Origin of the sequence: Azonexus sp., from assembly GCF_049652925.1 — a bacterium.
GTDB lineage: Bacteria > Pseudomonadota > Gammaproteobacteria > Burkholderiales > Rhodocyclaceae > Azonexus.
In genome coordinates this window covers 21,001-46,726 of record NZ_JBASFI010000010.1, presented here as the reverse complement: position 1 = coordinate 46,726, position 25,726 = coordinate 21,001, and the positions used below count along the sequence as shown (strand labels likewise).

At 62.3% G+C, this 25,726-nt stretch carries 16 protein-coding genes; 5 read left to right on the top strand and 11 right to left on the bottom strand.

Annotated elements, in window-relative coordinates:
• Window positions 1-99 precede the first annotated feature (99 nt).
• From WBK19_RS03185 to fumC, 8 genes are all read right to left on the bottom strand, one after another.
• Window positions 100-1,185: an extracellular catalytic domain type 1 short-chain-length polyhydroxyalkanoate depolymerase gene (locus WBK19_RS03185; RefSeq protein ID WP_511286882.1), complete on the bottom strand. Its 1,086-nt coding sequence runs from the start codon at window positions 1,183-1,185 to the stop codon at window positions 100-102.
• Window positions 1,186-1,517: 332 nt separating this feature from the next.
• The gene (locus tag WBK19_RS03180) at window positions 1,518-2,996 is read right to left on the bottom strand and encodes a c-type cytochrome (protein ID WP_511286880.1); all 1,479 of its coding nucleotides are present in this window, start codon (window positions 2,994-2,996) and stop codon (window positions 1,518-1,520) included.
• A gap of 12 nt (window positions 2,997-3,008) precedes the next feature.
• Window positions 3,009-4,541 (bottom strand): c-type cytochrome, encoded by a 1,533-nt coding sequence (locus WBK19_RS03175; RefSeq protein WP_511286878.1) that lies wholly within the window; start codon window positions 4,539-4,541, stop codon window positions 3,009-3,011.
• A 24-nt stretch (window positions 4,542-4,565) separates the two neighbouring features.
• Window positions 4,566-6,722 (bottom strand): hypothetical protein, encoded by a 2,157-nt coding sequence (locus WBK19_RS03170; RefSeq protein WP_511286876.1) that lies wholly within the window; start codon window positions 6,720-6,722, stop codon window positions 4,566-4,568.
• Between the two features lie 27 nt (window positions 6,723-6,749).
• Window positions 6,750-7,625 (bottom strand): hypothetical protein, encoded by an 876-nt coding sequence (locus WBK19_RS03165; protein WP_511286874.1) that lies wholly within the window; start codon window positions 7,623-7,625, stop codon window positions 6,750-6,752.
• Between the two features lie 16 nt (window positions 7,626-7,641).
• The gene (locus WBK19_RS03160) at window positions 7,642-10,242 is read right to left on the bottom strand and encodes a cytochrome c (protein WP_511286872.1); all 2,601 of its coding nucleotides are present in this window, start codon (window positions 10,240-10,242) and stop codon (window positions 7,642-7,644) included.
• 267 nt (window positions 10,243-10,509) lie between these two features.
• A complete protein-coding gene (locus WBK19_RS03155) occupies window positions 10,510-11,595 on the bottom strand; it encodes a hypothetical protein (protein WP_511286871.1) in 1,086 nt (361 codons plus the stop codon).
• Window positions 11,596-11,866: 271 nt separating this feature from the next.
• Window positions 11,867-13,273: a class II fumarate hydratase gene (gene fumC / locus WBK19_RS03150; RefSeq protein ID WP_511286869.1), complete on the bottom strand. Its 1,407-nt coding sequence runs from the start codon at window positions 13,271-13,273 to the stop codon at window positions 11,867-11,869.
• Between the two features lie 268 nt (window positions 13,274-13,541).
• On the opposite strand from fumC, the gene WBK19_RS03145 reads away from it, so the two are divergent.
• Entirely contained in the window at window positions 13,542-16,373 is a 2,832-nt protein-coding gene (locus tag WBK19_RS03145; RefSeq protein WP_511286867.1) for a PAS domain-containing protein, read from the top strand.
• 58 nt (window positions 16,374-16,431) lie between these two features.
• On the opposite strand, the gene ycaO is transcribed toward WBK19_RS03145, so the two are convergent.
• Both ycaO and WBK19_RS03135 read right to left on the bottom strand, forming a co-directional pair.
• The gene (gene ycaO / locus WBK19_RS03140) at window positions 16,432-18,165 is read right to left on the bottom strand and encodes a 30S ribosomal protein S12 methylthiotransferase accessory factor YcaO (protein ID WP_511286866.1); all 1,734 of its coding nucleotides are present in this window, start codon (window positions 18,163-18,165) and stop codon (window positions 16,432-16,434) included.
• A gap of 106 nt (window positions 18,166-18,271) precedes the next feature.
• Window positions 18,272-19,171: a LysR family transcriptional regulator gene (locus tag WBK19_RS03135; RefSeq protein ID WP_511286864.1), complete on the bottom strand. Its 900-nt coding sequence runs from the start codon at window positions 19,169-19,171 to the stop codon at window positions 18,272-18,274.
• Window positions 19,172-19,310: 139 nt separating this feature from the next.
• Here WBK19_RS03135 and WBK19_RS03130 point away from each other — a divergent pair, with 139 nt between their 5' ends.
• The 4 genes from WBK19_RS03130 (at window position 19,311) to WBK19_RS03115 (ending at window position 22,182) form a co-directional block, all read left to right on the top strand.
• Window positions 19,311-19,910 (top strand): FMN-dependent NADH-azoreductase, encoded by a 600-nt coding sequence (locus WBK19_RS03130; RefSeq protein WP_511286862.1) that lies wholly within the window; start codon window positions 19,311-19,313, stop codon window positions 19,908-19,910.
• Window positions 19,911-19,971: 61 nt separating this feature from the next.
• Window positions 19,972-20,850, top strand: coding sequence for a pirin family protein (locus WBK19_RS03125; RefSeq protein WP_511286860.1), 879 nt, complete (start codon window positions 19,972-19,974; stop codon window positions 20,848-20,850).
• An 85-nt stretch (window positions 20,851-20,935) separates the two neighbouring features.
• A complete protein-coding gene (locus WBK19_RS03120; protein ID WP_511286858.1) occupies window positions 20,936-21,880 on the top strand; it encodes a VTT domain-containing protein in 945 nt (314 codons plus the stop codon).
• A 68-nt stretch (window positions 21,881-21,948) separates the two neighbouring features.
• Complete coding sequence (locus tag WBK19_RS03115) at window positions 21,949-22,182, top strand: hypothetical protein (protein ID WP_511286856.1); 234 nt, start codon at window positions 21,949-21,951, stop codon at window positions 22,180-22,182.
• Here the strand turns inward: WBK19_RS03115 and WBK19_RS03110 are convergent.
• Window positions 22,179-25,313 (bottom strand): efflux RND transporter permease subunit, encoded by a 3,135-nt coding sequence (locus tag WBK19_RS03110; protein ID WP_511286854.1) that lies wholly within the window; start codon window positions 25,311-25,313, stop codon window positions 22,179-22,181. The genes WBK19_RS03115 and WBK19_RS03110 overlap by 4 nt on opposite strands.
• Between the last annotated feature and the right edge of the window lie 413 nt (window positions 25,314-25,726).

The window sequence follows — 25,726 nt, the reverse complement described above, 5'->3', positions numbered from 1 at the left end:
CGTAGCAATCGTGTCCAGCGGGCCGTTCAAGGGGGCGGGTAAGCAGAAGCTCAAGCCGCCGATTTCGAGTATGGCGCTGAGGGCGTATTCATCAGACCCTTACGGCACGTCCAGCCCCCAGAACTTGATGATGTGGAAGCTGGAGCAGATCCCGACGTCCAGGATGAACGGCGCCGCCTTGCCGCACTGATTGGCGGCCGTGCCGGGGGCTATCGGGGTGCCGTGGCCCATGCCATTGATCATCACCGTCTCGACTAGCGCCTTGCCGGTGTTGTCCTTGTACAGCTTGTGGGCCTGACCGTTGATCGTGTCCTCGCTGTCGGGAACCTGATCGATGCCGAGCACGTTGGTCCATTGGTCCACCAGTTCTCGCTGGTCCTGCGGGTTGACCGTGCCATCCGTTGTCCCCTGCCAGATCGAGACACGCGGGAACGGTCCGCCGTGGCTTGATGCGCTGCGTACCAGCGTGCCCCACTGGGCCGGGGTCAAATCCTTCATCGGCGCGACCTGGCCCGACAGACTGACGCCGCATTGACCGAGCGCCTCGCTCGCATTGTTGGCGCACTTGTAGGGGATGCCGGCGATGATGGCGCCCCCGGCAAAGACTTCCGGATAGGTTGCGAGCATCACCGCGGTCATGGCGCCGCCGGCTGAGAGGCCGGTGACATAGACTTTTTTCGGGTCGACGCCGGCATCGGTCTTGACCTTGTCGATCATCTGGCGGATCGACAGGGCTTCGCCCTTGTCGCGCTCGTTGTCGCCCCGTTCGAACCAGTTGAAGCATTTCGACGAATTATTAGCCTGTTGCTGTTGCGGCAGCAAGAGCGCGAAACGGTGCTGGTCGGCGAACTTGGTCCAGCCCGGCTCGTCATCGTAAGCCGCTGCCTCCTGCCGGCAGCCGTGCAGGGCGACGACCAGCGGGCGCGAGGCGCCGAGATTGGCCGGCAGGTATTGGCACATTTTGAGATTGCCCGGGTTGGTGCCAAAGCCGGTGACTTCGCTCAGCGGTGCGGCGCAAGTGCTGGCCGGGGCGGCGCATAGCCACGGAAACCAGGCGCACCACCAGGATTGGGCGGAAGCCGTCAGCGGCAGCGCCAGCAACAGCGTCAGCGCGAATGCGTTGAGCCAGCGCTTGCCTGGCTTGGTACGGGGCGATTTTTCAGGAACGGCCGGGCTGGAATTCATTTTGGGTTCCCATTGAAATGGCGTATGTAAAAGGCATATGACTCGAATGGCCGGATTATGTTCCCGACATTGTCGTGAACGGCGGCCTGGAGGCGGGAGGTTTAACGGTCCCTCATCAAAGGTCATGGATGCTTTTTCAATTTTGGCCGAAATTTCCGGTTGACCGTGGGAATCGTGCTGGGCGAGTGGCTTGGCTGGCGAGGCTTGAATGCGCTGTTGTCGTGAGTTGTAGAGCCAATGCTTAACCCATTTTCAACGTTATCGAGCTTAACTGAACGGTATTGTTCCCCAACCCTCCCTTTGTCAGGGGAGGGGGGCTGATTGGGCGCGGGTTACAGGGTTTTCAAATACTCGACCAGGGCGTCCTTTTCGCTGGCCGACAGGCCGGTGCCGAACTCGTGGCCCTGGTTGCCGCTGCCCTTGCTGGCGGTGTCGAACTTGGTGCCAGCGCGTTGGGCTTCCGGCGTGTCGGTGACGAAGCCGACGTTCTTCTGGTCATAAACGTCGTAGCCGCGCCAGAATACTTTCGGGCGTTTGGTCGCTGGTTCGAGCAAGTCGCGCAGGGTGGGCACCGAGCCGTTGTGCAGGTAGGGGGCGCGCAGCCAGAGGCCATCGAGGAAGGGGATGTGGTAGCCCGGCAAATCCTCCTCGACCAGGCCTTTGCGTTCCAGCCCCATTTCCTTGACGACCTGGTTGGCCTTGATCGCCGCGCCCTTGTTCCAGGTGTCGAGGCGGCCGCGGTCGGTGCCGACATCGGCCAGCGGCAGCGCGGTGCCGGTTTTGTCGCTGGCATGGCAGGCGGCGCAATGGTTGGCGAACAGGGTTTTGCCGCTGGCGGCGCGGGCCTGGTCGATGGGGAAGGGGTAGCTCGGTGGCTGGAGTTCGGAGAGGTAGGCCTTGAGCCACTCGACCTGCTCCATGAAGCGGGCGTTGTTCTTGGGCGGGGCGCCGAGTACGCCGAGGGCTGAATCGATCACGACGGAATGGACATCGTGGGTGTCGGCGGCGTAGTTCGGGCGGCTGCCTTTGGCCGGGTCATACTTTTTCAGGTTCCAGACGGCGGGCATGTCGGACGGGCCAAAGTAGTCGTCCATCGGCGCCTTGATCATGAAATACCGGGTCAGGTTCATGCCGTCGTCGCGGCCACGGCCCCATTCCGGGAAGTCAGCGCGATAGAGCCAGGCGAATTGCGCCTCGCGTTCGAGCAGGCGTTTTTTGGTGATCGGGATGATCAGGAAGCGGTAGAGGAGCTGGTCGATCCAGTCGAGGTGGGTGACGCGGTTGATCTCGGCCATCAGGATGTCGGCGTTGAAACGCGGGTCCTTGGCGCAGTCGATGAGCAGCCGGAAAAAGGCCTGGACGTTGGTGGTGTGGCCCGAGCCGCCGACGACGAAGACCGGGTTGGAATCCGGCGAAACGCGGTAGGTTGTGGTGTGGCAGACGGCGCAGTTGTTGGCGACGCGGGCGAAACCGATGGTCTTCTGGGTAAAACCGACCGGCAGTTCGCGGCCCATTTCCCACGGCACGCCGAGCGCCGCGTAGCCGCCGGGGACGACCTTGCCGTCTTCCTTGAACTTCTCGGGAAAGACCCGCGGCAGCACGTAGAAAATCCAGTACGGGATGCCGGAATCCTGCTCGGCGCCGATCGAGCCGTACTTGAAGCGCATGTCGGGCGTGGCGGTCACCCAGTCCGGCTGCGGGTATTCGCGAAAGCCTCGGTCGTAGCCGATCATGGCGCCGATGACGGCGAGGGTGGCGAGGCCGAGGGCGGCGTATTTGAGCCAGGTTTTGCAGGAGCAGGAGGTAGTCATTGTCTTCGCCTCTCAAAATGTCTTGAGGAACTCGACCAGCGCGGCCTTTTCGCCGTCGCTCAGTTCGGTACCGTAGGCCTTGCCCTCGTGGCCGCCGTTGCCGTTGCCGGGAACGCTGGTGTCGAGGCGGAAGAATTTCTTGTCGCCGGCTTCGGTCACGTTCGAGACGAAGCCGACTTTCACCGGGTCATAGACGTCGTTGCCGCGGTAGAAGGCTTTCGGCCGTTTGGACGCCGGTTCGAGCAGGTCGCGCAGGGTGGGGACCGAGCCGTTGTGCAGGTAAGGGGCGCGTAACCAGAGGCCGTCGAGCGGCATGTTGGCGTAGCCGTGGGTTTTCTGGAAATGCGTGAAGCGCCACGGGTAGCCGGCGTAGAGCGTGGCCTGGTTTACGGCCAGCGTGTAGGTGTAGGAGTCGAGGCGGCGGCGGTCGGTGCCGATTTTGGCCAGCGGCTCGACGGTGCCGACGTACTCGCCCGTAAAGTCGCTGCCCGAGGCGCCGTGGCAGGCGGCGCAGTATTTCTGGTAGATCGGTGCACCCTGGGCGGCCATGCCACGGTCAACCGGAAAAAAGGCTGAAAATTGAAGGGGCTCGACATCCTTGATCCACGCCTCGACACGCTTGATGCGCTGGATGTCGATGGTCGGCGGCGTCGTGCCGGTGCCGAAGGCGGCGCTCTTGTTGCGCTCCTCGACGGTGGTGTTGTTGCCGTCCCAATGCAACTGCATTTCCTTTGGTTCCATGCGCTGACGCTGGCGCCAGATGGAAGGGAAGTCGGCCGGGGCGTCGAATTCCTTCGGGTCGAGCAAATGCATGGGCCAGTTGAAAATGACCTTGGCCGAATTGAAGGTATCGACCCGGCCCGGCCCCCATTCGTGCTGCTTGAACACCCAGTCGAAACGCCCGGCCAGTGCCAGCACGCGGTCGCGCATGATGGCGATGGCGATGGGGTAAACAAGGTAGCGGTCGAGCAGGTCGAGATTGGCGCCCTGTTTCTCGATCTCGGGCAGGATGAATTCCTTGGAGAACTTCGGATCGGCGGCGCAACGGAAGAAGAATTCCTCGAAAGCCTTCATGTTGAAGGTCGCGGCCGGCATGCCGAGAACGATGGTGGCCGGCTGGTCGGCGGCGGTGCGCACGGTGCTGACGTGGCAGACGGCGCAATTGACGAAAACGCGGTCGACGCCCTGAAAGCGGCGCTGCGAAGTGCCGACCGGCAGGTCGCGGTCGCTGCCGTCGGGATTCTTTTCATAGACCATGCCGAGCGACTGGTAACCCTTGCCTGGCAGGTATTGCGGGCAGACCTCGGGCAGCGCCTTCCAGATCCAGTACGGAAAGCCCATTTCATGCTCGCCGCCGGTCGACCCGTATTTGAAATGCTCGGTCGGGCTGGCGTAATCGACCGGAATGTCCTCGGTGAAGCGCTTGAGGAAGAGCAGGCCGATGAAGCCGGGGATGATGACGGTGATGACCAGAAGAATCAGGAAGCGGCGCTTCCAGGGGCTGGGGGTTTGTTTGCTGGGGCTCGATTCAAATTCTTCGTTCATGGTGCTCCCCTTGTTTTGTTGGCGTTATGGCGTTGTTGGCAGGCAGGGCCGGAGGGCTTCATAGCCGCCGGCCAGCAATTCGTTGAGGTTTGGCGGGCGGCCGTTTTCGGCGCGCAGCCAGTCGCCGACCTGGGCGAGCAGGGTCTTGCGGGCAGCGCTGTCCCGCCAGCGGGCGCTGTTGGTGGCGAAGGCCGGCAGCATGCTTTCCGGCGGCATCGGCGTCTTGTCGCGTTGCTCCGGCGGCTGATCGGCCATCGCGAGCCGGACATAAAGGCGCGGTGCGCACTGGCGTAGACGGGCCGCCTCCTGCGCACCATTGCCGGCCAGGAAATTGGGCGGGAAGGTTTCGGCTGTCTGGTGGCAGGTCGCGCAGTAGGGGTAGAAAGCCTGCAATGCCGGTTCTACGGGGGCGGTGACCAGGTTGCCCAGAGCCGCCGACGGGACTTCCTGCCGGGGTGTGGGCAGGTTTTGGGCGGCCAGACAGCAGGGCTTGGGGGCTGGCCCGCCGAGTTCGATGAGCAGCGCTGCCAGCAGGCTTTCCCGGGGGATGGCCTGGGGTGCGAACAGGGACTCGCCTTGCGGGCTGTCGGCCAGTCGCGTCATGGCGCGCTCTATGGCGGCGAAATCATGACGGATGTCGAGGACCACTTCGCCAACGGCCGGATCGCTGGCGCTGCGCCGAAACACAAGACGGCCTAGAACATGGCCGTCGGCGCTGCGCGGCAGTTGCTGCCCGAGGCGCAGCGTGAAGCTCACTTCGTTCGTCGCCGCCGGGCCGCTCGGCACCAGATCAAGATTGCTCAGCGCGGTGCCGCCGGGCAGGGTCAGGCGGGTCAGTTGTCCGCTGTTCGGCCGGCCGGCTGTCAGGTTCACGGTGCCGGCCAGGCTCGGCCCGGCGCTCGACGCGCAGTGCACCGACCAGCGCGAGGCCGGGGTGTTGGCGATGATCCGGCAGGGGGCAGTCAGTTGCGTCGTGGCGATGTCGGGCAGCCGGGCCAGGGCGACTTCGATCTGCCGGTGGTCAGGGGCGGAAATGAATTCGGCCAACCCCGCAACCAACGTGGTCAGCGCGCCCGGCGCTTCGGCTTGCCAGACTTCCCGATGCGGGCGCGGGGTGAGCGGTTCAAAGCGCGCCGGGACGTGGGAGTGGGCGATGCGGGCAGCGGTTTCAGCCGGCCAGTCGGTGACATTTTGCAGCGGGTTGCGATTGGGAATGTCCGGGTTGCCAACTGCCAGCCCGCCGGGCCAGCGACGGCGGGCTTCGTTGCTCAGCGGAGCAATGACGTTCTGACTGAAATTCGCATCCGGCGCCCAGCTCTGGCCGCCGGACAGGGCATGGCGCAGCGCGGCGGTAAACAGCCCGGCCCGGCAGCGTCGGGCGGCAATGTCGTTGTCGCCGCAGCCTTCGCGCCACAGCGTTTGGCTCAGGGCGAAGCCGTTGGCGCGCTCGGTGGCGTTGTCGATGGCGTAGGGGATATCGACGCCACGGTCGACCGGGATGCCGTAGAAGCGCCTTCCGCTGGCAGCGAGCAGGGCGGCAACCTGCGGATTGGCATTCGTTTCATCCCATAGGGCGCGCGAGAAAATGGGCGAGCCGTTCTGGTGGCAGGCGAAGCACAGCCGGCGGTTGGCGTAGAAGACCTGCGGCTGGCCGCCGGCCCGGTAGTCCTTGACCAGCTGGAATTCGAAGCGTCCGGCGGCATCGTTGTAGCTGATTACTTCGAGCACGGCCGACTTTTCCTGATAGCCGAGGTAGAGGCGGTCCTTGAGGAAGAGTTTCGAATTTGGGCCATTTTCCGAGTCGACCGCAACAACCACGCGGGGATAGGCGAAATAGTCCGGTGCCGCCGCCGTCCGTTGCAGCGAGCGGCCGAGCGGAATGAGGACGCGTTTGGCCGGCGGCAGGGCGCTGCCAGGGTCGGGCACCAGCTGGGCATCAAGGCGGGCGAGCAAGGCGGTGAGCGGGAAAGGCAGTTCGATGGCCGCCTGACCGTTACGCGCCACAGCAAAAAGCTGGTCGAACAGCGAGCGGCCGATGGGGGGCAGATCTTCTCCGGGCACAGCCGGGTCGATGACCCAGGTCGGCGCCGGGCGGGGCGTTTCAGCCGCCGCCCACATCACCGCTCCCGGCCCGCAGGCCAGGCCGAGCAGGCTGGCCAGCAGGGCGTTTCGCAGGTTCATGGCAGGCTTCCATGACCAGCTCACGGATCACGGTTTGGCGGTGGCGACGGCAGATTGTCGCCGCTGAGTGCCCGGCCAGCAGTCTTGCTGAACCTCTCCGGTCTTGATGAATTCCTCGCGCGCCTTGTCGTCGGTGGCCTTGTCGTAGAGCGTGAAGTTGAGCGCGAATGCCTTGTCGAGGTAGGCCCGGCCGAGATAGAGGCCGGGGCGGATCATGCGGATTTCGTCGCGCACCTTGAGGCCGCGACGGCCGGCGAGATAGTCCGGACTTTCCTGATAGCCGGGGATTTCGTCAGTGAAAAAGTAGTCGATGATGATCGACTCGCGGCGGGCGTCGAGCAGGCTCTGCCCGCAATAGAGCTTGGCCGGGAAGAGCAGCCAGGTTTCCTTGCCGCCGTAGGTCATCTTCTTCGGCTCGCCTTCAACCAGCCCGACTTTCTTGAGTACCGACAGGTCGTCGATGCGGTTGCGCAGCACCCTTTCATCGCGGAAGAAAACCTTGCCGCGCCACAGCGCTTCGCCGACATCCTCGATGACCAGACCCTTGAGATGGAGCAGCGTGCCGGTAAAGCCGCCGACCAGTTCAGTCAGCCGGAATTTGCCGCTTTCGCCACGTGGCAGCAGGATTCGGCCGTCGAAGGCGCCGTCCGGGATGGGGCCGGCGGCGAGGCGGCCGTAGAGTTGGTCGAGCTGTTCCTGATCGAGCTTGGCCAGATAGTCCGGCGTTATTTTCGCCAGTTCGGCCGGCGGAATCGGGTATTTGTAATCAACCTGGGCGAGGTCCATCTTCGACTGGTAGCTCTTGTCGTAGGGCGCGTAGCCGATGTTGGGCGGCTCCGGCTTGCTGCATGCGGCGAGGGTGAGCGCGGCGAGGGTGAGCAGAGCGGTTTTCGTCAGTGTCATGATGATCTCCCCTGTCTCACATCGTTGCCAGGAAGGCGGTCAGCGCCTTCTTGTCGGCTTCGGAAAGGTCTTCGCCGAAGCGGTGCCCCTCGTTTTCAATCTCCTGCGTGCAAGTCTGGTAATTGGCACTGAGGAAATCGCGTTTCTCGCGCAGGATGTCGACGAAGCGGGCTGGCGTCTTGAGGATGTCTTCGGCCATCGCCTGCAGGGTCGCCAGTTGGGCCTTCTTGCCGGCGGCTTCGAGTTTGTCCGGGTGGCGTTTGGCGAGGAAGATGTCGCCGACCAGTTGCTTGTGCTGCAGGCCATTGAGGAAACCGGCGCTGGTCCCGGCCGGAATCCTGACCTGACCAAAGCCGCCGAGTGGTTTTTCGGTCGAGCCTTCGAGCGGGCGAATGCCGACGTCGATGATCAGGTCGGCATTGGTCAGCGTGCGCTTGCTGCCGCGCTCCTTGGGGTTGAGCAGTTCGTGCATTGAGCGCTTGTAGAGCTCGAAGCGGCCTTCGACCGTCGGGTCGTAGCGCAGGCAGTCGGGCTGGGCGGCGAGCAGCTTGCCGTCGCGGTCGACGTAGCGGGCACGATGGAAATCGTTGTCCGGGTTGGCCGGTTTGCCGCAAATCTCGGGGCCGATGGCATTGTTGTGCATGAAAGGCGCCGTCGCCCAGACATTGACCAGCGAAATGTTGCGCATATAGCCGCGGCCGCCGTCCTTGAGCTCGGGCCGTTCGGGAATGTCGGCGACGACGGGCCGCTGGTGCATCGTGTCGGAACCGTATTCCATGTAAAGGTGGCCGACCTTGTGGTTGGAGTGCAGCGAGCGGCAGCGGAAGGTGCCGACTTCGGTGACCGGCGTCGATAGGTCATTGCTCAGGAAATCGGCGCGCACCTTGCGCGGGTGGGCGTCGTTGGGGGCGGCGAAGTCGCGGTTCTTGAAGGCGCCGCCGGTGCTTTCCGGGATGCTCGAATGGCAGCGCGCGCAGTTGTCGGCGAAGACTGTCTGGCCGCGGCCTACGGCACCTTTGCCGAATTCCTTCTCGAGATCGGAGGTGAGGTCAGCCAGCGCATAAGCGCCAGTCTTGCCGGCGCGGGCGGCCTGCAGATTGGTTTCGTCCGATTCGGCCGAGGCGAAGAAGTCGAGCACGTTCTGCAGCCTGTCCTCAACGGCCCGGAAATTCGGGCAATCCCGCCGGCACTGGCCGACGTTGAACGAGGTCTGGCCGAAACCACGCTGCTCGGGGTCGACCTGACGCATGTCGGAGAAGTGATTGACCCAGCACTGCTCGGAACACGAGCCGATATTGAAATAGACGCGCTGGATCGCTTCGTGGGCGCCGGTCGAGTCCTCGCCACCCTTCAGGATGTGATGGACGCCGGGCAGGGCGACCTTCTGGCCGCCGAGGAAGACGGTGGTCGTGTCGTCGTCGCGCGTGCTCTTCAGCCAGCACTTGCCGCTGCGGCCGGGTTCGCACCAGCATTTGTCCTCGTCCTTCTCGGCGTCGCAGGTGGTGGCCTTGCGCCACTTGTTGACCACCTCGCCCTTGAACACCGGGCGCTGGGCGACATTGATTAACGCGTTGATCGTGCCCGGGTTGTTGATCTGGTCATGCGAAATGGCCGAGGTGTCGGTCACACCGGGCCGGGCGTGGGCGAACATCTGGTATTCGAGCGCACTCTTCGGCATGCCGGAGCCGAGCAGTTCGGACATCCGGGTGTATTGGTTACCGATCAGGCCCTTGATGTTTTCCCACTTCGGATGCACCGGGTCGGCCGGCGGATTGAGCGGGTCGAAAGCGATGTGGCAGGAGCCGCAGGTCGTGCCGATCAGGAAGGGCGGCTCGACCGAGGCGTCGGCCAGCTTGGAAACGCGGCTGTCGGATTCGATGCCGGTGGCCTTTGCCTTGGTCGCGTTGAAACCGGCCCAGCTAGCGTTACCGCCATTGAGCGCCTGCCACTTGGCGGCGTCAAAGCGCGGATTGGGGAACTTGCGCAGTCCCAGCGCCCCGGTCGAGGTGCCGAACTTGAGATCGCAGGCCGAAGCGCGTTGGTCGGCCTTGCCACCCTGGCTGTGCGGGTCGTCGGGGTCGAGCGCGGCATCCTTGAGGCCGCAGGCCGGATCGACGTAGCCCGGCTTGCCGACGTACTTGAGCAGCACGTCGTCACCCGGGCACCAGTCGAAGCCGTAGGTTTCATCGGCCGATTTGGCCGGGCAGTCGGGGTCGCCCGGCTTGCAGCAGGCCGGGTCGTTGATGATGCCCCAGGCCCAGAACCGGTCGTCGCGCTGATCGGCGCGCAGGACGCGGAACCAGTCGACGAGCACGCCGATGCGCTGCTGGAAGGTGTAGGTATGGAAACGCTCGTTGCCAGCGGTGGCCTTGAACCAGATTAGCCGCCCGACGCATTCCGATTCGTTGAGCCCTTCGCGGGCGCAGGCCTCCATGTACGGCGCATCCTGATCGACGGCCGACATTTCAGGGACAGGTTTTCCGGGCGGCGCCGCGACGCTGGCTGGCGCATTTTGGGCCAAGGCCTCGCCGACGCTGTGGTGCTGGTTCTGAAATATCCCGATGCCAGCGGCAAGGGTGACGAATGCCGCAATAGCGGCCAGCAGAGTACGTTTCATACGTTTTCTCCCCATCAACGCCTACGAGTCTCAGCCTGCTGTGATTCCACTCACAAGATTAATGACATTTGATATGACAGGAAGTTCAAACGGGGATGCTGGTTGTTGGCCCGGATTGAAAAATTGGCCAGTTTTGCGGAGTCGTGCTAGTTAGAAATCTCATTGACCTTGGCCAAGCGAAATCTTTCTCTTTGCCTGTTCTTCGAGAACGGTAGTTGGGTGCCCTTTACTGCCATAAAGGGAATTGGAATGCGGACATTCAGGAGCTTAGGGGGTTGATACCTGACCCAATATTTCGAGAGGAGCCGAAATGCTTTGAACGAGCCCATCTTCTCCCCAAACGACCAAATATTCATCCCAGTTTGCTGTCCAATATTTCCATTCAGTCTGGGATAAATCCGGTGTGGTATCGGTTCGCGGATAGCCAAGAGAGATAATGACTTGCTCCCGAGTCATTCCTTTGCAAACTTTGCCGGCGGCAATTGCGTCCTGGATTCTCTGCGGATAATTCTTGATCTTGGTTTTTGGATCATTATTTACCATGACCTTTGCTAGATATTTCTCTTTGGTCTCTTGTTTTCGACCGTAGTCATGGCCAATTCGCATTTCTCGCGCATTTATTAGCACGCTGGCACGGTTGAATCCGAAACCTTTTAGCACGATTGGTGTTCCTGCCGGAATCATTGGCAACGTAGTTTCATTAGTGTCACTGATCCAATCGCCTTTGTAGTGAAGGTTGCAACATGTGAATTGCGCTCCGGCCATGGCTTTTTTAGCATCCTCGGCTATTTCAGAATCAATGATCTTGTCACCAACCTGAGTACTTGTATTCCATTCCGTAAGCCATACCTCTCTCCTCAACGGCTCGAGTACGCCTGTGACTCGATAGATCGTGTCAGGCTTAAGCTCCACATCAACCTCACCGGACACCTTTGCGAACGATGAGGGTCGTAATAGATACTCAATTGGCGCTGCTGTTCCAAACTGACCCGTAAGCGTTAATCGATGCTTTCCAGCAGCCACATAACGCTCCACTGGCATCGGGTACAAGTTTCGTCCTCGCCCAATATTCGCGCGAATACTTCGCTTCATAGAGTTTTCTTCGATTGGAGTACCGTCTACAGCAGTTAAAACGAAGAAAGCGGCCCGCCCGCCGTCTTCACTGAGTGCCGAGTCCCAGATAAGTGCACTTGGGTAATCAGGTTTGACGACAATATGGGTTTGGCTACATCCGCCCAACAGGCAAATACTCACAAGCGAAAGCGCTGAACGTAATTTCATAACCTCCACAATATTGTTGGAGGCTTTGCTGATTGTTTTGTGGCTTAACTTCATTGTTAATAATACGGACACGATAAAATCGCCCCTAATATTTTGAATGACATTGAGATTATCCGATGCCGGTCTCCATATCAATCAACAATCATGTGGACAGGGCCAATGTCCGCTCTGGAACGGTTTTCCGGGTGATTGATTGTGGCAGGGCTGTGCCTGATGACTGTTGCGTCGTCGCCGTACCAACCCGTTCAGATTTCTGATTTTGACTGCCCGGCATTGATAAAAACGACAGTCAGCTTGTTCGAGATTTTGCCAATTTTTCCGGTTGACCGTGGAACTCGGCTTCTCAGTAACTTCCCGGATGAATCATCTCGCACGGCACGACCCAGCGGTCGTAGTCTTCCAGTGAGACATGGCCCAGCGCCAGCGCTGCCTGCCTGAGCGTCGTCCCGTCGTGGCTGGCCAGTTTGGCGATTTTGGCGGCTTTGTCGTAGCCGATGTGCGGGGTCAGGGCGGTGACCAGCATGAGCGAGCGTTCCATGAGTTCGGCGATGCGTTTGTGGTGGGCGGTGATACCGCGCACGCAATGGTGTTCGAAGCTCTGCGTGCCGTCGCTGAGCAGGCGGACGCTTTGCAGGAAGTTGTGGGCGATCAGCGGCTTGAAGACGTTGAGTTCGAAATTGCCCGAGGCGCCGCCGATGCTGATGGCTACGTCGTTGCCGATGACCTGGCAGCAGAGCATGGTGAGTGCCTCGCATTGGGTTGGATTGACCTTGCCGGGCATGATCGAGCTGCCCGGTTCGTTTTCCGGAATGCCGATTTCGCCAAGGCCGGAGCGCGGGCCGGAGGCCAGCCAGCGGATGTCGTTGGCGATTTTCATGAGCGCCACGGCGAGCGTTTTGAGGGCGCCGTGGGCAGCGACCAGGCCATCGTGGGCGGCCAGCGCGGCGAACTTGTTGGCGGCGGAGGTGAATGGAATATCGCAGCGGTCGGCCAGTTCGGCCGCAACGCGGGCGCCGAATTCGGGGTGGGTGTTGAGCCCGGTGCCGACGGCCGTGCCGCCGACGGCGAGCGGGGTGAGCGACTGCAGGCTGGCGGCGATCAGGCTTTCGGCGTGCTGCAACTGGGCGACGTAGCCGGAGAATTCCTGGCCGAGCGAGAGCGGCGTCGCATCCTGCAAATGGGTGCGGCCGATCTTGATGATGTCGGCAAACTCGGCGGATTTTTCGGCCAGGGTGGTGGTCAGTTGGCGGAGGGCCGGCAACAGGTGGCGCTCGATGCCGATGGCGGCGGCGACGTGCATGGCACTCGGAAAGATGTCGTTCGACGACTGGCCGAGATTGACTTCGTCGTTGGGGTGAACGAGGCGGGCATCGCCGCGCTGGCCGCCCAGCAGTTCTGAAGCGCGGTTGGCCAGCACCTCGTTCATGTTCATGTTGGTTTGCGTGCCGGAGCCGGTCTGCCAAACCGAGAGCGGGAATTCGTCAGGGTGGCGGCCGCTGGTGACCTCGTTGGCGGCAACGATGATGGCCGCTGCGATGGGGGCCGGGAGCAGGCCGAATTCGCGGTTGACGTTGGCGCAGCTGGCCTTGACCATGGCCAGCGCGTGGATCAACTCTTCCGGCATGCGTTCGGTGGAGATCGCAAAGTGCTCCAGCGAGCGCTGGGTTTGGGCGCCCCACAGGCGATCCGCCGCAACTTCGATGGGGCCGAAGGAATCTTTTTCCTGACGGGTGGGGATGACTTGGGGCATGGCCGGCTCCTCTCTGACCGCACAGGGCACTGAAAATGGACGTTCGCCCTGATCATTCGAGTTGCCGCTAGCTGGGAAGTTCGGCCGGATTTGCTTTGCCAGAGCTCTCCGGTGATGGATACAATCAAATGCAAAGAATATTAATACTGACTTCCGGAGTTCTGGTGGATATCAATAGCCGTCGCGTGTCGCTGTTGGACGTTGTTTTGGCCAACCGGGGGCGCACGCCATGAGGGGCCGGATTCTCCTTCTGATAACGGCATCACTGGTGTTTTTCGGCCTGGCGTTGGCCGCCTATTTTGCCGAGAAAATCAATCGTGAGCAGTTTGCCTCGGCCGAACGTGCCGAGGTCTTGCACCGCATGACGGTGATCCGCGATGCGCTCGAAAGTAATCTCAACAGCGATATTCAACTGGTGCGTGGTCTGATCGGCGTCATTGCGCTGGACCCGAATCTTGGGCAAGCGCGTTTTGATACAGCAGTCCAGCCCCTGTTTGCCGGGCGGACCCAACTGCGCAGCATCGCGGGTGCGCCCAATATGGTGATTCGCCTGATGCACCCGATGCGCGGCAACGAGCCGGCGGTCGGACTCGATTACCGTGCGACGCCGGGTCAGTTTGCAGCGGTCGAGCGGGCACGTGTGTCGCGCCAGATTGTCTTGGCCGGGCCCTTGAATCTGGTCCAGGGTGGCGTCGGCCTGGTGGCGCGACTGCCGGTTTATTTGCCGGACAGCAAGGGCGAGGAGTATTTCTGGGGCGTCGTCAGCGCGGCGATTGATGTCGACAAGCTGTTTGCCGGCAGTGGTCTGCATGACGACAAACTGGCCGTCGATATCGCCATTCGCGGCAAGGATGCCAAGGGCGCTGATGGCGAGGTATTTTTTGGCCGTCCGGAATTGTTCGACGCCCGGCCGGTTGTAGCCAGTATTTACCTGCCGCAGGGTTCCTGGCAGATTGCTGCGGCGCCGCGCGGCGGCTGGCAGGCCGAGCCGGATAACCTGTGGTCGTTGCGCCTCGGCTTCGCGCTGGTTGCGATGATGGTGGCAGGCGGATTTTTGGCGCAGGGGCGGGCCTTGATGTTGGCGTCACAAGCGTCCGAGCAGGCTGAGGCGTCGCGGCGCCAGTTGTCTGCCACCCTGGAAAAAACGCCCAACGTTGCCGTCCAGTGGTTTGATGCCCAGGGCCGGGTAATTTACTGGAATCCCGCCTCGGAAGCGCTTTATGGCTGGGCTGCCAAGGAGGCGAGGGGCAAGTTCCTCGAGCAGCTGATTCTCGGCGAGGGCGAAGCGGCCAGGTGGCGAGGTGCCATGACTGACGTGCTGGCCACTGGACAGGCCCTGGGGCCTGTCGAATATCTCGCGCGCACGCGTGACGGCGAGTTGCGCTGGGTCGAGTCGACGGCCTTTCTGATTCCCGGCGATGACGCTTCGGCGCAGATATTGGTCTGCATGGATGTCGATATCACCGACCGCAAGCTGGCCGAGCAGAAAGTGGCTGATTTCAACCGCGATTTCGAGGCTTTCCTCAATCAGACCACCGATTTCATCTATTTCAAGGATGCCGCCAGCCGCTTCCGTTTCTGCAGCCAGACCATGGCTGACATTACTGGCTACGCCCTTTGGCGCGACATGATCGGCAAGCACGACCGGGAAGTCTTCCCGGCAGATACCGCCAGGCTTTACGAGGAAGAGGAAGTTCCGGTATTCAAGGAAGGGAAACCCCTGCTCGCCAAGATCGAACCGTATTACGACGTCGATGGCGAGCTTGGTTACGTGGAAACGAACAAATGGCCGCTATTTGACGAAAAACAGCAGGTGGTCGGCTTGTTCGGCATCAGTCGCGACATAACCGAACGCGTGCGCAACGAGAATGAGCTCAAGCAGCACCGCTTGCATCTTGAAGAGCAGGTGGTGCGCCGCACGGCGGAACTCGCCGTCGCCAAGGAGGCGGCCGAAGCGGCGAATGTGGCAAAGAGCGCTTTCCTGGCCAACATGTCGCACGAGATTCGCACCCCGCTCAACGCCATCACCGGCATGGCTCATCTGATCCGGCGCAGCGGCCTCGAAGCCGAGCAGATGGAGCGCCTCAACCGGCTGGAACTGGCCGGCGAACATTTGCTGGAAATCATCAATGCCATTCTCGATCTGTCGAAGATCGAGGCGGGAAAATTCACTCTGGAAGAGGCGCCGCTCAGGGTGGCGTGCATTCTCGGCAATGTCGCCTCAATCATGCGTGATCGCGCGCTGGCCAAGCATCTCGAACTGACTGTCGAGCCCGGGCCAAGCCTGCCACCGTTGCTCGGCGACCAGACCCGCCTGCAGCAGGCGCTGCTCAACTACGTCACCAATGCCATCAAGTTCACCGACGCCGGCACCATAACGCTGCGCGCCAGCGTTGATGACGAGGATGCTGGCAGCATCGTCATCCGTTTCGAGGTCGAGGATACCGGGATCGGTATCGCCGAGAGCGAGCTGCCGCGGCTCTTCGGGGCATTCGAGCAGGCCGACAATTCGACGACGCGCAAGTACGGCGGTACCGGGCTGGGGCTGTCTATCACGCGCAAGCTCGCCCACTTGATGGGCGGCGATGCCGGCGCCGATGGTCGGCCGGGGCAAGGCAGCGTCTTCTGGCTGACTGCCCGCCTTAACAAGGGCGTGGCTGGCGAGGCGGTGGCCGAGGCTGAATGGTCGGGCAGCGCTGGCGAAACCTTGCGGCGCAGTTACCCTGGCAGCCGTATCCTGCTTGTCGAGGACGAACCGATCAATCAGGAAATCGCCCAGGCCATGCTCGACGATGTCGGGCTGCTCGTCGATATCGCCGACGATGGCATGGCTGCCCTGCAAATGCTTGGCAGCGAAAGCTACGACCTGATCCTGATGGACATGCAGATGCCGCGCATGGATGGTCTGGCCGCCACCCGGGAAATTCGCCGGATGCCACAGGGCGGCACCATCCCCATCCTGGCCATGACGGCCAACGCCTTTGCCGAGGACAAGGCGCGCTGCCTTGAAGTCGGCATGAATGATTTCATCACCAAGCCGGTCGATCCAGGCCGGCTCTACGCCATGGTGCTGAAATGGCTGAGCCGGGCGGCAGCTTAGCCGCCCGATTTCAATTTTGGCCGTTTTTTCGGGTTGACCGTGGAAGGTTGAATTTCCCTCAGGTGCCCGCGTGCGCTTTCTCGTATTCCTTGAGCAGGCGCTGGTGCAGGTCGCAGCCGGCGAGGTCGAGGCCGGGTGAAACCAGACCGAAGAAGCGGACATCGCCGTCGAGCATGGCGATTGCCTGGTCGACCGTGGCTTCGCCGTAGAGGCTGAGCAGGGCGGCTTCGTAGGTAGCCGGGTCTTCCATGTCGATGATCGTCTGCAGGCAGGCGTAGATGCGGCGACGGCCGGCGTCGAGTTGTTCGAACTGGCGCACCCATTCGAGGCCTTCGCGTAGCGCGTCGGGGTCGCCGCCAGCCAGGGCGAGCATGGTCTTCAGTTCGCCAACGCGCAGGTCGGCCCACAGCGAGCCGGCGTCCGGAGCAAGGCCGATCAGCGCAGCCACCGGGCGTTCGTCGGCGATGCTCAGTTCGTTGAGGGTGTCGAGCAGTTCGCAGCATTCGTCGTCGTTGAGTTCGGCCAGACGCAGGATGTCGGCGCGGACGACGTTGCCGTTGCTGTTGTTTTCCCATTCGAGGTCGTCGATCGGGTAGATCTCCGACATGCCGGGGACCAGGATGCGGCAGGCGTAAACGCCGAGGTGGTCGAAGTCGGCGACGTAGATGTCGTGGCCGTCGGCGTGAATGCGCTCGGCCAGCCAGGCGTAGTCGTCGGCGGTCTTGCCGTTGTCGAGGTCGTTGAAGTTCCAGTCGCCGAATTCAAAATCAGCTTCCTCACCGAGGAATTCCCAGCTGATGATGCCACTCGAATCGACGAAGTGGATTTCGATATTCGGGGCGCTGGCGATTTCGTCGAGGTCGAAGCCGGGGGGCGGGAAGCCGTCGAGCGCTTCGAGGGCGCGGCCCTGGAGCAGTTCGGTCAGGGCGCGTTCGAGGGCGATTTCAAAGCGCGGATGGGCACCGAAGCTGGCGAAGACACCCTGGTCACGCGGGTTGAGCATGGTCACGCACATGACTGGGTAAAGGCCGCCGAGCGAGGCGTCCTTGACCAGGATGCCGAAGCCGGCGTCGCGCAGGCCCTTGATGCCGGCGGCGATGGTCGGGTAGCGGCCGATGACTTCTTCCGGCACGTCCGGCAAACACAGGCCTTCGGCGATGACCTTGAACTTGACGTGCCGTTCGAGGATTTCCGACAGCGCCTGGGCGCGTGCTTCGGCCTGGGTGTTGCCGGCCGACATGCCGTTGCTGACGTAGAGGTTGCTGATGACATTGACCGGGAAAAACACCTCGGCGCCGTCACGCTGGCGGACGTAGGGAATGGCGCAAATGCCGCGATCCTCGTTGCCGGAATTCATGTCCACGAGCGTTTCGGCCGGGATGCTGCCTTCCGGGTTGTAGAAGGCCTGCAGTTCGGGCGTCAGCAGCTCGGCCGGCCAGTCTGTGCCATCGGCGGTCAGCGGGAACCAGCGTTCGCGCGGGTAGTGCGTGAAGGCGCGGTTTGCGATGGTGTCGCCGAGGTAATAGTGGTTCCAGAAATAGTTGCACGACAGGCGCTCGAAATACTCGCCGAGCGCGCTGGCGTGGGCGGCGAGCTTGGTGGCCCCCTTGCCGTTGGTGAACATCAGGTGGCAGGCACGATTTCGCACATGCACGGACCAGACGTTGTCGACCGGGTTGAGCCAGGAGCATTCCTCGATGTCGAAACCGCGGGCGGCTAGCTTGGCCTGCATGGAGGAAATGGAGTGTTCGAGCGAGGCATCTTTGCCCGGAATGAAGTGTTCTTGTTGCATCGGGCATCCTGCCTTAGTGGTGAGGGGCGCAGTGTACGTCAGGGGGCGGTGATTGCTACGGTCAACCGGAAATTTCGACTAATTTTGAAATTGTTTGGCGGCTGCTTCACCGGCTTTCCATGGCAGCGCGCAGCAGTTCGATAAAGGCTGTTGTGCGTACCGGCAGCAGGCGGCGGCCCGGCGTCACGCACCAGATGGTGACCGTCGGCAAGGTCCATTCCGGCAGCACACATTTGAGCAGGCCTTGTTCGATCCATTTGGCGGCGAAGCGGTCGGCCAGCCCGACGATGCCCAGACCGTGCGCCGCTAGGTCACGTTGCAGGCCGCGCGAATTTGCCGCCAATGGCCCGGTCGGCATGCCTTCCCAGTGCTCTGCACCGCGCGCCAGTTGCCAGGGCAGGGCTTCGCCGGTGCCACTGATCGCCCCGAGGCAAACGTGGTCGAGCAGATCGGCCGGCTGTTCCGGCGTGCCATAGCGGGCCAGATAGGCCGGACTGGCGTAAAGGCTGCCCGACATTTCGCAGAGCTTGCGGGCGACCAGCGTGCTGTCGTCGGGCAGGCGACTGGCGGCGCGCACGGCAAGATCGAAGCGCTCGGCCAGCAAGTCCACGCGGCGCGGCGAGAGATCGAGTTCGAGCCGCACTTCCGGGTAACTGCTGGCGTACTGGAGCAGCAGGGGCGTCAGATCGAGTTCAGCAAAATCGGGTGGCAGCGAAACGCGCAGCACGCCGCGCGGCGTGCCCTGCCGGTGCAGGGCCATGGCCGAAGCCGCTTCGGTTTCTTCGAGCAGGCGCTTGGCGTGGTCGAGAATCTGCTCGCCGAATTCGGTAATGGCCAGACGGCGCGTGCTGCGGGTCAGCAGGCGTTCGCCGAGTTTCGTCTCGAGCTGGGTAATGCGCCGCGACAGCGTCGATTTGGGCAGCCCGCAGCGCTCGGCCGCCCGGGAAAAACTCCCGGCGTCCATGACCTGGGCGAAAAGGATCAGATCGTTGGCATCAAGGCTCATGGGTGCTCTCATTGTTTCATTGGTGGAACAATAATACCCATTTCAACGGCTTCCGGATCGTTATTGTGCTCAATAGAATTCACTCCATGGTTTCAGCGTTTTGAACCACGAACCCCACCCCACATTGGAGAAAACGATCATGAAAATCCTGCAAATCAACGCCAGTGCCCGTTCTGCCGGTGCCAACTCGACCCGTCTGGCCGACACCGTTACGGCTCGCCTGCTCGCCCAAAATCCGAACGCCGTGGTCGAACTGCGCGATCTGGCCAGCAACCCGCACCCGGTGCTCGACGAGCCCGCGCTCGGCGCCTTGTTCACGCCGGCCGATCAGCGCACAGTCGAACAATCGGCTCGCGTTGCCCTTGATGATGCGCTGATTGCTCAGGTCCAGGTGGTCGACGCCATCGTCCTTGGCGTCCCGATGTACAACTTCGGCGTGCCGGTCCAGCTGAAAACCTGGATCGACGCCATCGCCCGCGCCGGCGTTACCTTCCGCTATACCGAGAAGGGTCCGGAAGGTCTGCTCAAGGGCAAGAAGGTCTATGTTGCATTGGCCCGCGGCGGTCTCTACCGCGATACCCCGGCCGATTCGCAAGTGCCTTACCTGAAAAGCGTTCTCGGCTTTCTCGGCCTGACCGATGTCGATTTCATCTACGCCGAAGGCCTGGCGCTGGGTGCCGAGTCGGGGAGCAAGGCTTTTGCCGAAGCCGAAGCACAGATTGAAGAATTGATTGCCTAACAACAAGGAGCGGAGGCGTTCAGAACCGAGCGCTTCCGTCTCAAGCCCATTGGAGAAAATCATGAACACAGCCATTTCCAGCCAAGAATTCAGAACGGTTGAGCGCCTCGTTGCCGGTGTTCAGACCTCCGACGGCGCCGGCGTGCGCCTGACCCGGGTGCTGACCCAGAACCTGCAACGTCGCCTCGACCCCTTCCTGATGCTCGACGCCTTCCGCAACGAGAATCCGGACGACTACATCGGCGGCTTCCCCGATCATCCGCATCGCGGCTTCGAAACGGTCACCTACATGATCGCCGGCCGCATGCGGCACCACGACAGCGTCGGCAATGTTGGCCTGCTCGGGCCGGGCGGCGCCCAGTGGATGACGACGGGCAGCGGGCTGATCCATTCCGAACTGCCGGAGCAGGAAGCCGGCCTGATGGAAGGTTTCCAACTCTGGCTCAACCTGCCGGCCAGCCAGAAGATGGTCGCCCCGAGCTATCGCGACATCCCGCCGGCTGCCATTCCGGAATATGCCGACGAGAATGGGTTAGTGGTTCGCGTCATTGCCGGGGCCAGCCATGGTGTCAACGGGGCCGTCCAGCGTCCGGATACCGAGCCGCTGTATCTCGACGTCCATCTGCCGGCCGGCACGCGTTTCGAGCAGCCGATCGCCGCCGGTCACAATGCCTTCACCTACACCTATCGGGGCAGCGTGAGCATCGCCGGCACGACGGTCGCCGACCGCAACATGGCCGTCCTGAGCAACAACGGTGCACCGGCTGTCTGCATCGAAGCGCTGGAGGATTCCCGCGTGCTGATCATCGCCGGCCAGCCGCTCAATGAGCCGATTGCCCAGTACGGCCCGTTCGTCATGAATACCGGCGAGCAGATTCAGCAGGCCATGCGTGATTACCAGGCTGGCAAGTTCGAGGCCACGGCGGTTCAATCGTTGTGAACCAATGGGCCCGGCCATCGTCGAATCGGGAAGGTGAATCTCACGACATGGCCGGGCCAGTCGAACAATATGGAAAGGCGATTCGATGGAAATCTCCCAGCTCGGCGAAGCTCTGCAGCGGGATGCGGTCTGGGTTGTTTTCCTGAACGTCCTGCTCCAGCAGATCGGGCTGCCGGTACCGGCCGTTCCGACGCTGCTCCTGGCTGGCAGCCTGATTGTCGGTTCGGGGCAGTTCGCCAGCGTATTGGCCGCCGCCATCGTCGCTTCGGTGCTGGCCGACTGGGTCTGGTACCTGGCCGGGCGCGCCTTTGGCTACCGCGTCCTGGCGGGGCTGTGCAAGCTGTCGATTAACCCTGCTTCCTGCGTCAGCCAGACCGAATCCCGCTTTGTCCGCTGGGGGCTGGGCTCGCTGGTCTTTGCCAAGTTCATCCCGGGTTTTTCGACGGTGGCGCCACCGATTGCCGGCTCCTTGCGCATGCGGCAGCCGGGTTTTCTGCTCGCCGCGGCGACCGGGGCGGCATTGTGGGCCGGGCTGGCTTTGGGCGCCGGCTGGCTTTTGCGCAAAGAAGTCAGCGCGGCCATCGCAGCACTGGACCGGCATACGGGGAGCGCGCTCGTGCTCGTCGCCGCCATGGTCGCACTCTGGCTGGGGTGGAAACTCTGGCAGAAATACCGCTTCCGGCAGTTGTCGGCCGTACCGCACATCACGCCGGTTGAACTGATGGCCGCGATGGAAGGCGAGCAGCCACCGCTGGTACTCGATCTGCGCGGGCAAAGCATGATTGCCGAAACCGGGCCGATTGCCGGCGCGACGGTGGCCGAGCATGACCTGCTGCTCGATGCCGTCGGCGAATGGCCAAAAGACCAGCCCATCGTCACCTTGTGCGCCTGCCCGGAGGATGCCGGGGCGATTCAGGCAGCGCGCCAGCTGCTGGACGCCGGCTACCTCTCCGTCCGGCCCCTGAAAGGTGGCTATGAAGCCTGGCTGGCGAGTGCCTTGGAGAAAGGGATGCTTACGTCAGGCATATGACGTTCGCCTGATTGCGCCAGCGTTGTTGCGAGGAGAAAATGCAGGTTTCATTATCAGTGGAGCCAGCCATGAGTAACGAGCGCAGGGGACGCCCGGAGAGACGCGGCCGTGACGTCGGCCCGCCCGGCGGTTGTTTCGACCGGCGGCGAACGGTTGAGCGCCGACTTCCCGAAACCGCAGAAGCCGAGCTGTCGGCCGATGACTTCGCAAAATTTTTCGGCGCGGTGAGCAAAGCTACCGGCAATACCGATCAACTTGACCTGGCCGCCGAGGTTTTCGAGCGGGCTCGCGACCGTTATTAGGTGCTTAGCCTTTGCTGGCGATGTTTGACCAGGGCGTAAATTGCCGGGATGACGGCCAGGGTCAGGATGGTCGATGAAATCATGCCGCCGACCATCGGCGCCGCGATCCGACTCATTACTTCCGAGCCGGTCCCGGTCCCCCACAGGATGGGCAACAGGCCGGCCATGATGGCGGTGACGGTCATCATCTTCGGGCGGACGCGTTCGACGGCGCCTTCCATGACCGCAGCGTAGAGGTCGGAGGCCTGCGGGCTACGGCCTTCCGCGGCACATTTGGCCTGCACAGCGGTCCATGCATGGTCGAGGTAGATCAGCATGACGACGCCGGTTTCCGCTGCCACGCCAGCCAGCGCGATGAAGCCGATGGCGGCTGCCACCGACAGGTTGTAGCCGAGAATCCACATAAGCCAGATGCCACCGACCAGTGCGAAGGGCACCGAGAGCATGACGATCAGCGTTTCGGTGATACGCCGGAAGTTCAAGTAAAGCAGCAGGAAGATGATGAGCAGGGTGACCGGCACGACGACCTTGAGCTTCTCGTAGGCCCGTTCCATGTACTCGAACTGTCCGCTCCAGGTGACGTAGGTGCCGGGGGTAAATTTGACCTGTTCGTTGACCGCCTTGCGCGCCTCGGCGACGTAGGAACCGATGTCGCGGTCGCGGATGTCTACGTAGATGTAGGCCGAGAGCAGGGCGTTTTCGGTGCGGATGGCCGGGGCGCCGGTGCTGATCTTGATCTCGGCGACCTGGCCGAGCGGGATCATGCTGGCCGGGGCACCCATTTCGGCTGGCACCGGGATGAGCACTTCGCGGGCGATGGCCTGCGGGTCGCTGCGCAGGTCGCGCGGGTAGCGAATGGTTACTCCGAAGCGTTCGCGGCCTTCAACGGTGGTGGTGACCATTTCGCCACCCAGCGCCGCGGCGACGACGTCCATCACGTCGCCGACGGTCAGGCCGTAGCGGGCCAGGGCGATGCGGTCGGGCACGATGTCGAGGTAGAAGCCGCCGGTGATCCGTTCGGCGAAGGCGCTGCTGGTGCCGGGCACGGTCTTGACGACGCTTTCGATTTCCTTGGCCAGGCGTTCCATTTCAACGAGGTCGGTGCCGAAAACCTTGATGCCGATGGGGGTGCGGATGCCGGTGGACAGCATGTCGATGCGCGCCTTGATCGGCATCGTCCACGAGTTGGCAACGCCGGGGAATTGCAGTGCCTTGTCGAGTTCGGCGATGAGCTTGTCGGTGGTCAGGCCGGGGCGCCATTCACTTTCCGGCTTGAGGTTGATCACCGTTTCGAACATTTCCATCGGTGCCGGGTCGGTCGCGGTCTGGGCGCGACCGGCCTTGCCGAAGACGGAGGCGACTTCCGGGAAGCTCTTGATGATCTTGTTCTGCGTCTGCAGCAGTTCGGCCGCCTTGGTCACCGACAGGCCGGGCAGGGTGGTCGGCATGTAGAACAGCGTGCCTTCGTTGAGCGTCGGCATGAATTCCGAACCCAGACGGCTGGCCGGGATGATGCTGACGGCCATGGCAATCAGGGCGAGGGCGATGGTCGTTTTCTTCCAGTTCATGACTGCGGCGATGATCGGGCGATAAATGCGGATCAGGAAGCGGTTGACCGGGTTTTCGGCTTCCGGCCGGATATGGCCGCGGATGAAGAGCAGCATGAGCACCGGTACCAGTGTTACCGACAGGAAGGCAGCGGCCGCCATGGCGAAGGTCTTGGTCCACGCCAGCGGGGCGAACAGTCGGCCTTCCTGGGCTTCGAGCGTGAACACGGGGAGGAAGGAGACGGTGATGATGAGCAGGCTGAAGAAGAGGGCAGGGCCGACTTCCTTGCAGGCGGCGATGATAGCCTCGCTGCGCGACTCGCCCGGTTGCAGCCGCTCCAAATGCTTGTGGGCGTTCTCGATCATCACGATGGCGGCATCGATCATCGCCCCGACGGCAATGGCAATCCCGCCCAAGCTCATGATGTTCGAATTGATACCGAGTGCCCGCATGCCGATGAACGCAGTGAGGATGCCGACCGGCAGCATGACGATGGCGACCAGCGCCGAGCGCAGGTGGAGCAGGAAGACGATGCAGACCAGCGCGACGATCAGGCTTTCTTCGGCCAGCGTGCGTTTGAGCGTGGCGATGGCGCGCTCGATCAGTTCCGAGCGGTCATAGACGGTCTGGATGCTGACGCCTTCCGGTAGCCCGGCGCTGACTTCGGCGATCCTGGTCTTGACGTTGTGGATGACGTCCAGCGCATTCTGGCCAAAGCGTGACATGACGATGCCGGAAACCACTTCGCCCTCGCCGTTCAGTTCGGTAATGCCGCGCCGCTCATCGGCGACCAGCTCGACGCGGCCGATGTCGGCGACGCGCACCGGCGTGCCGTTTTGCGCCTTGAGGACCAGGTTTTCGATGTCGCCCCTGCCGCGCAGATAGCCGCGGCCACGCACCATGTATTCGGTCTCGGCCATTTCCAGCGTGCGGCCGCCGACGTCGCGGTTGGAATTGCGGATGACCTCGGCGACGCGCATGAGCGGGATGCCGTAGGTTTTCAGCTTGATCGGGTCGACGGTGACCTGGTACTGCTGGACGAAGCCGCCAATGCTCGCCACCTCGGCGACGCCGGGGGCTTTGGCCAGCTGGTAGCGCAGGTACCAGTCCTGCAGCGTGCGCAATTCGGCCAGCGTTTTGTCCTTGGCCAGCACGGCGTACTGATAGACCCAGCCGACGCCGGTCGCATCCGGGCCGAGCGTCGGCGTCACGCCCTTGGGCAATTTCCCGGACACCGAATTGACGTACTCCAGCACCCGCGAACGGGCCCAGTAGATGTCCGTGCCATCCTCGAAAATGACGTATACGAAGGAGGCGCCGAAGAAGGAGAAGCCGCGGACGACCTTCGATTTCGGCACTGAGAGCAGGGCGGTGGTCAGCGGGTAAGTGACCTGGTCTTCGACGACTTGCGGCGCCTGGCCGGGAAATTCGGTGTACAGAATGACCTGGACGTCGGAGAGGTCGGGGATGGCGTCGAGCGGGGTTTTGAGGACCGACCAGATGCCGGCGATGGTGATGAATAGCGTTGCCAGGAGGACGAGGAAGCGGTTTCTGGCTGACCAGTTGATCAGGGCGTTCAGCATGGCTGGCTATCTTCCGCAGTCATTCCCGCGTAGGCGGGAATCCAGGTTTTTTGGCGGTGGTCTTCGTGACTGGCTTGGGGTTCCGCCTTGTTGGCGGGCGTACTTTCTTCTTGCTTCGCCAAGAAGAAAGTAGCCAAAGAAGAAGGCGACCCTGGGTCGGTGCCGGCGTTGCCGGTTCCCTGCGCTACTCGGTGCTGGCGGGGGCTGCGGAACTCGGGCTTCGCCCTCAGACAGTCCTCGCCCTTTATCCGCCAGCCCCTGCGTTGCTCGGCACCTTCCAAGGGGCCCGGTGAAACGACCCGTACTTGACCTTTGGTGCCTGAATGGCAGATTTCATTTTTGGCCGTTTTTTCCGGTTGACCGTGGGAATCTGTTTTTTGGGGCAAAACGCTTGAACGTGGACGCCTTTGGGG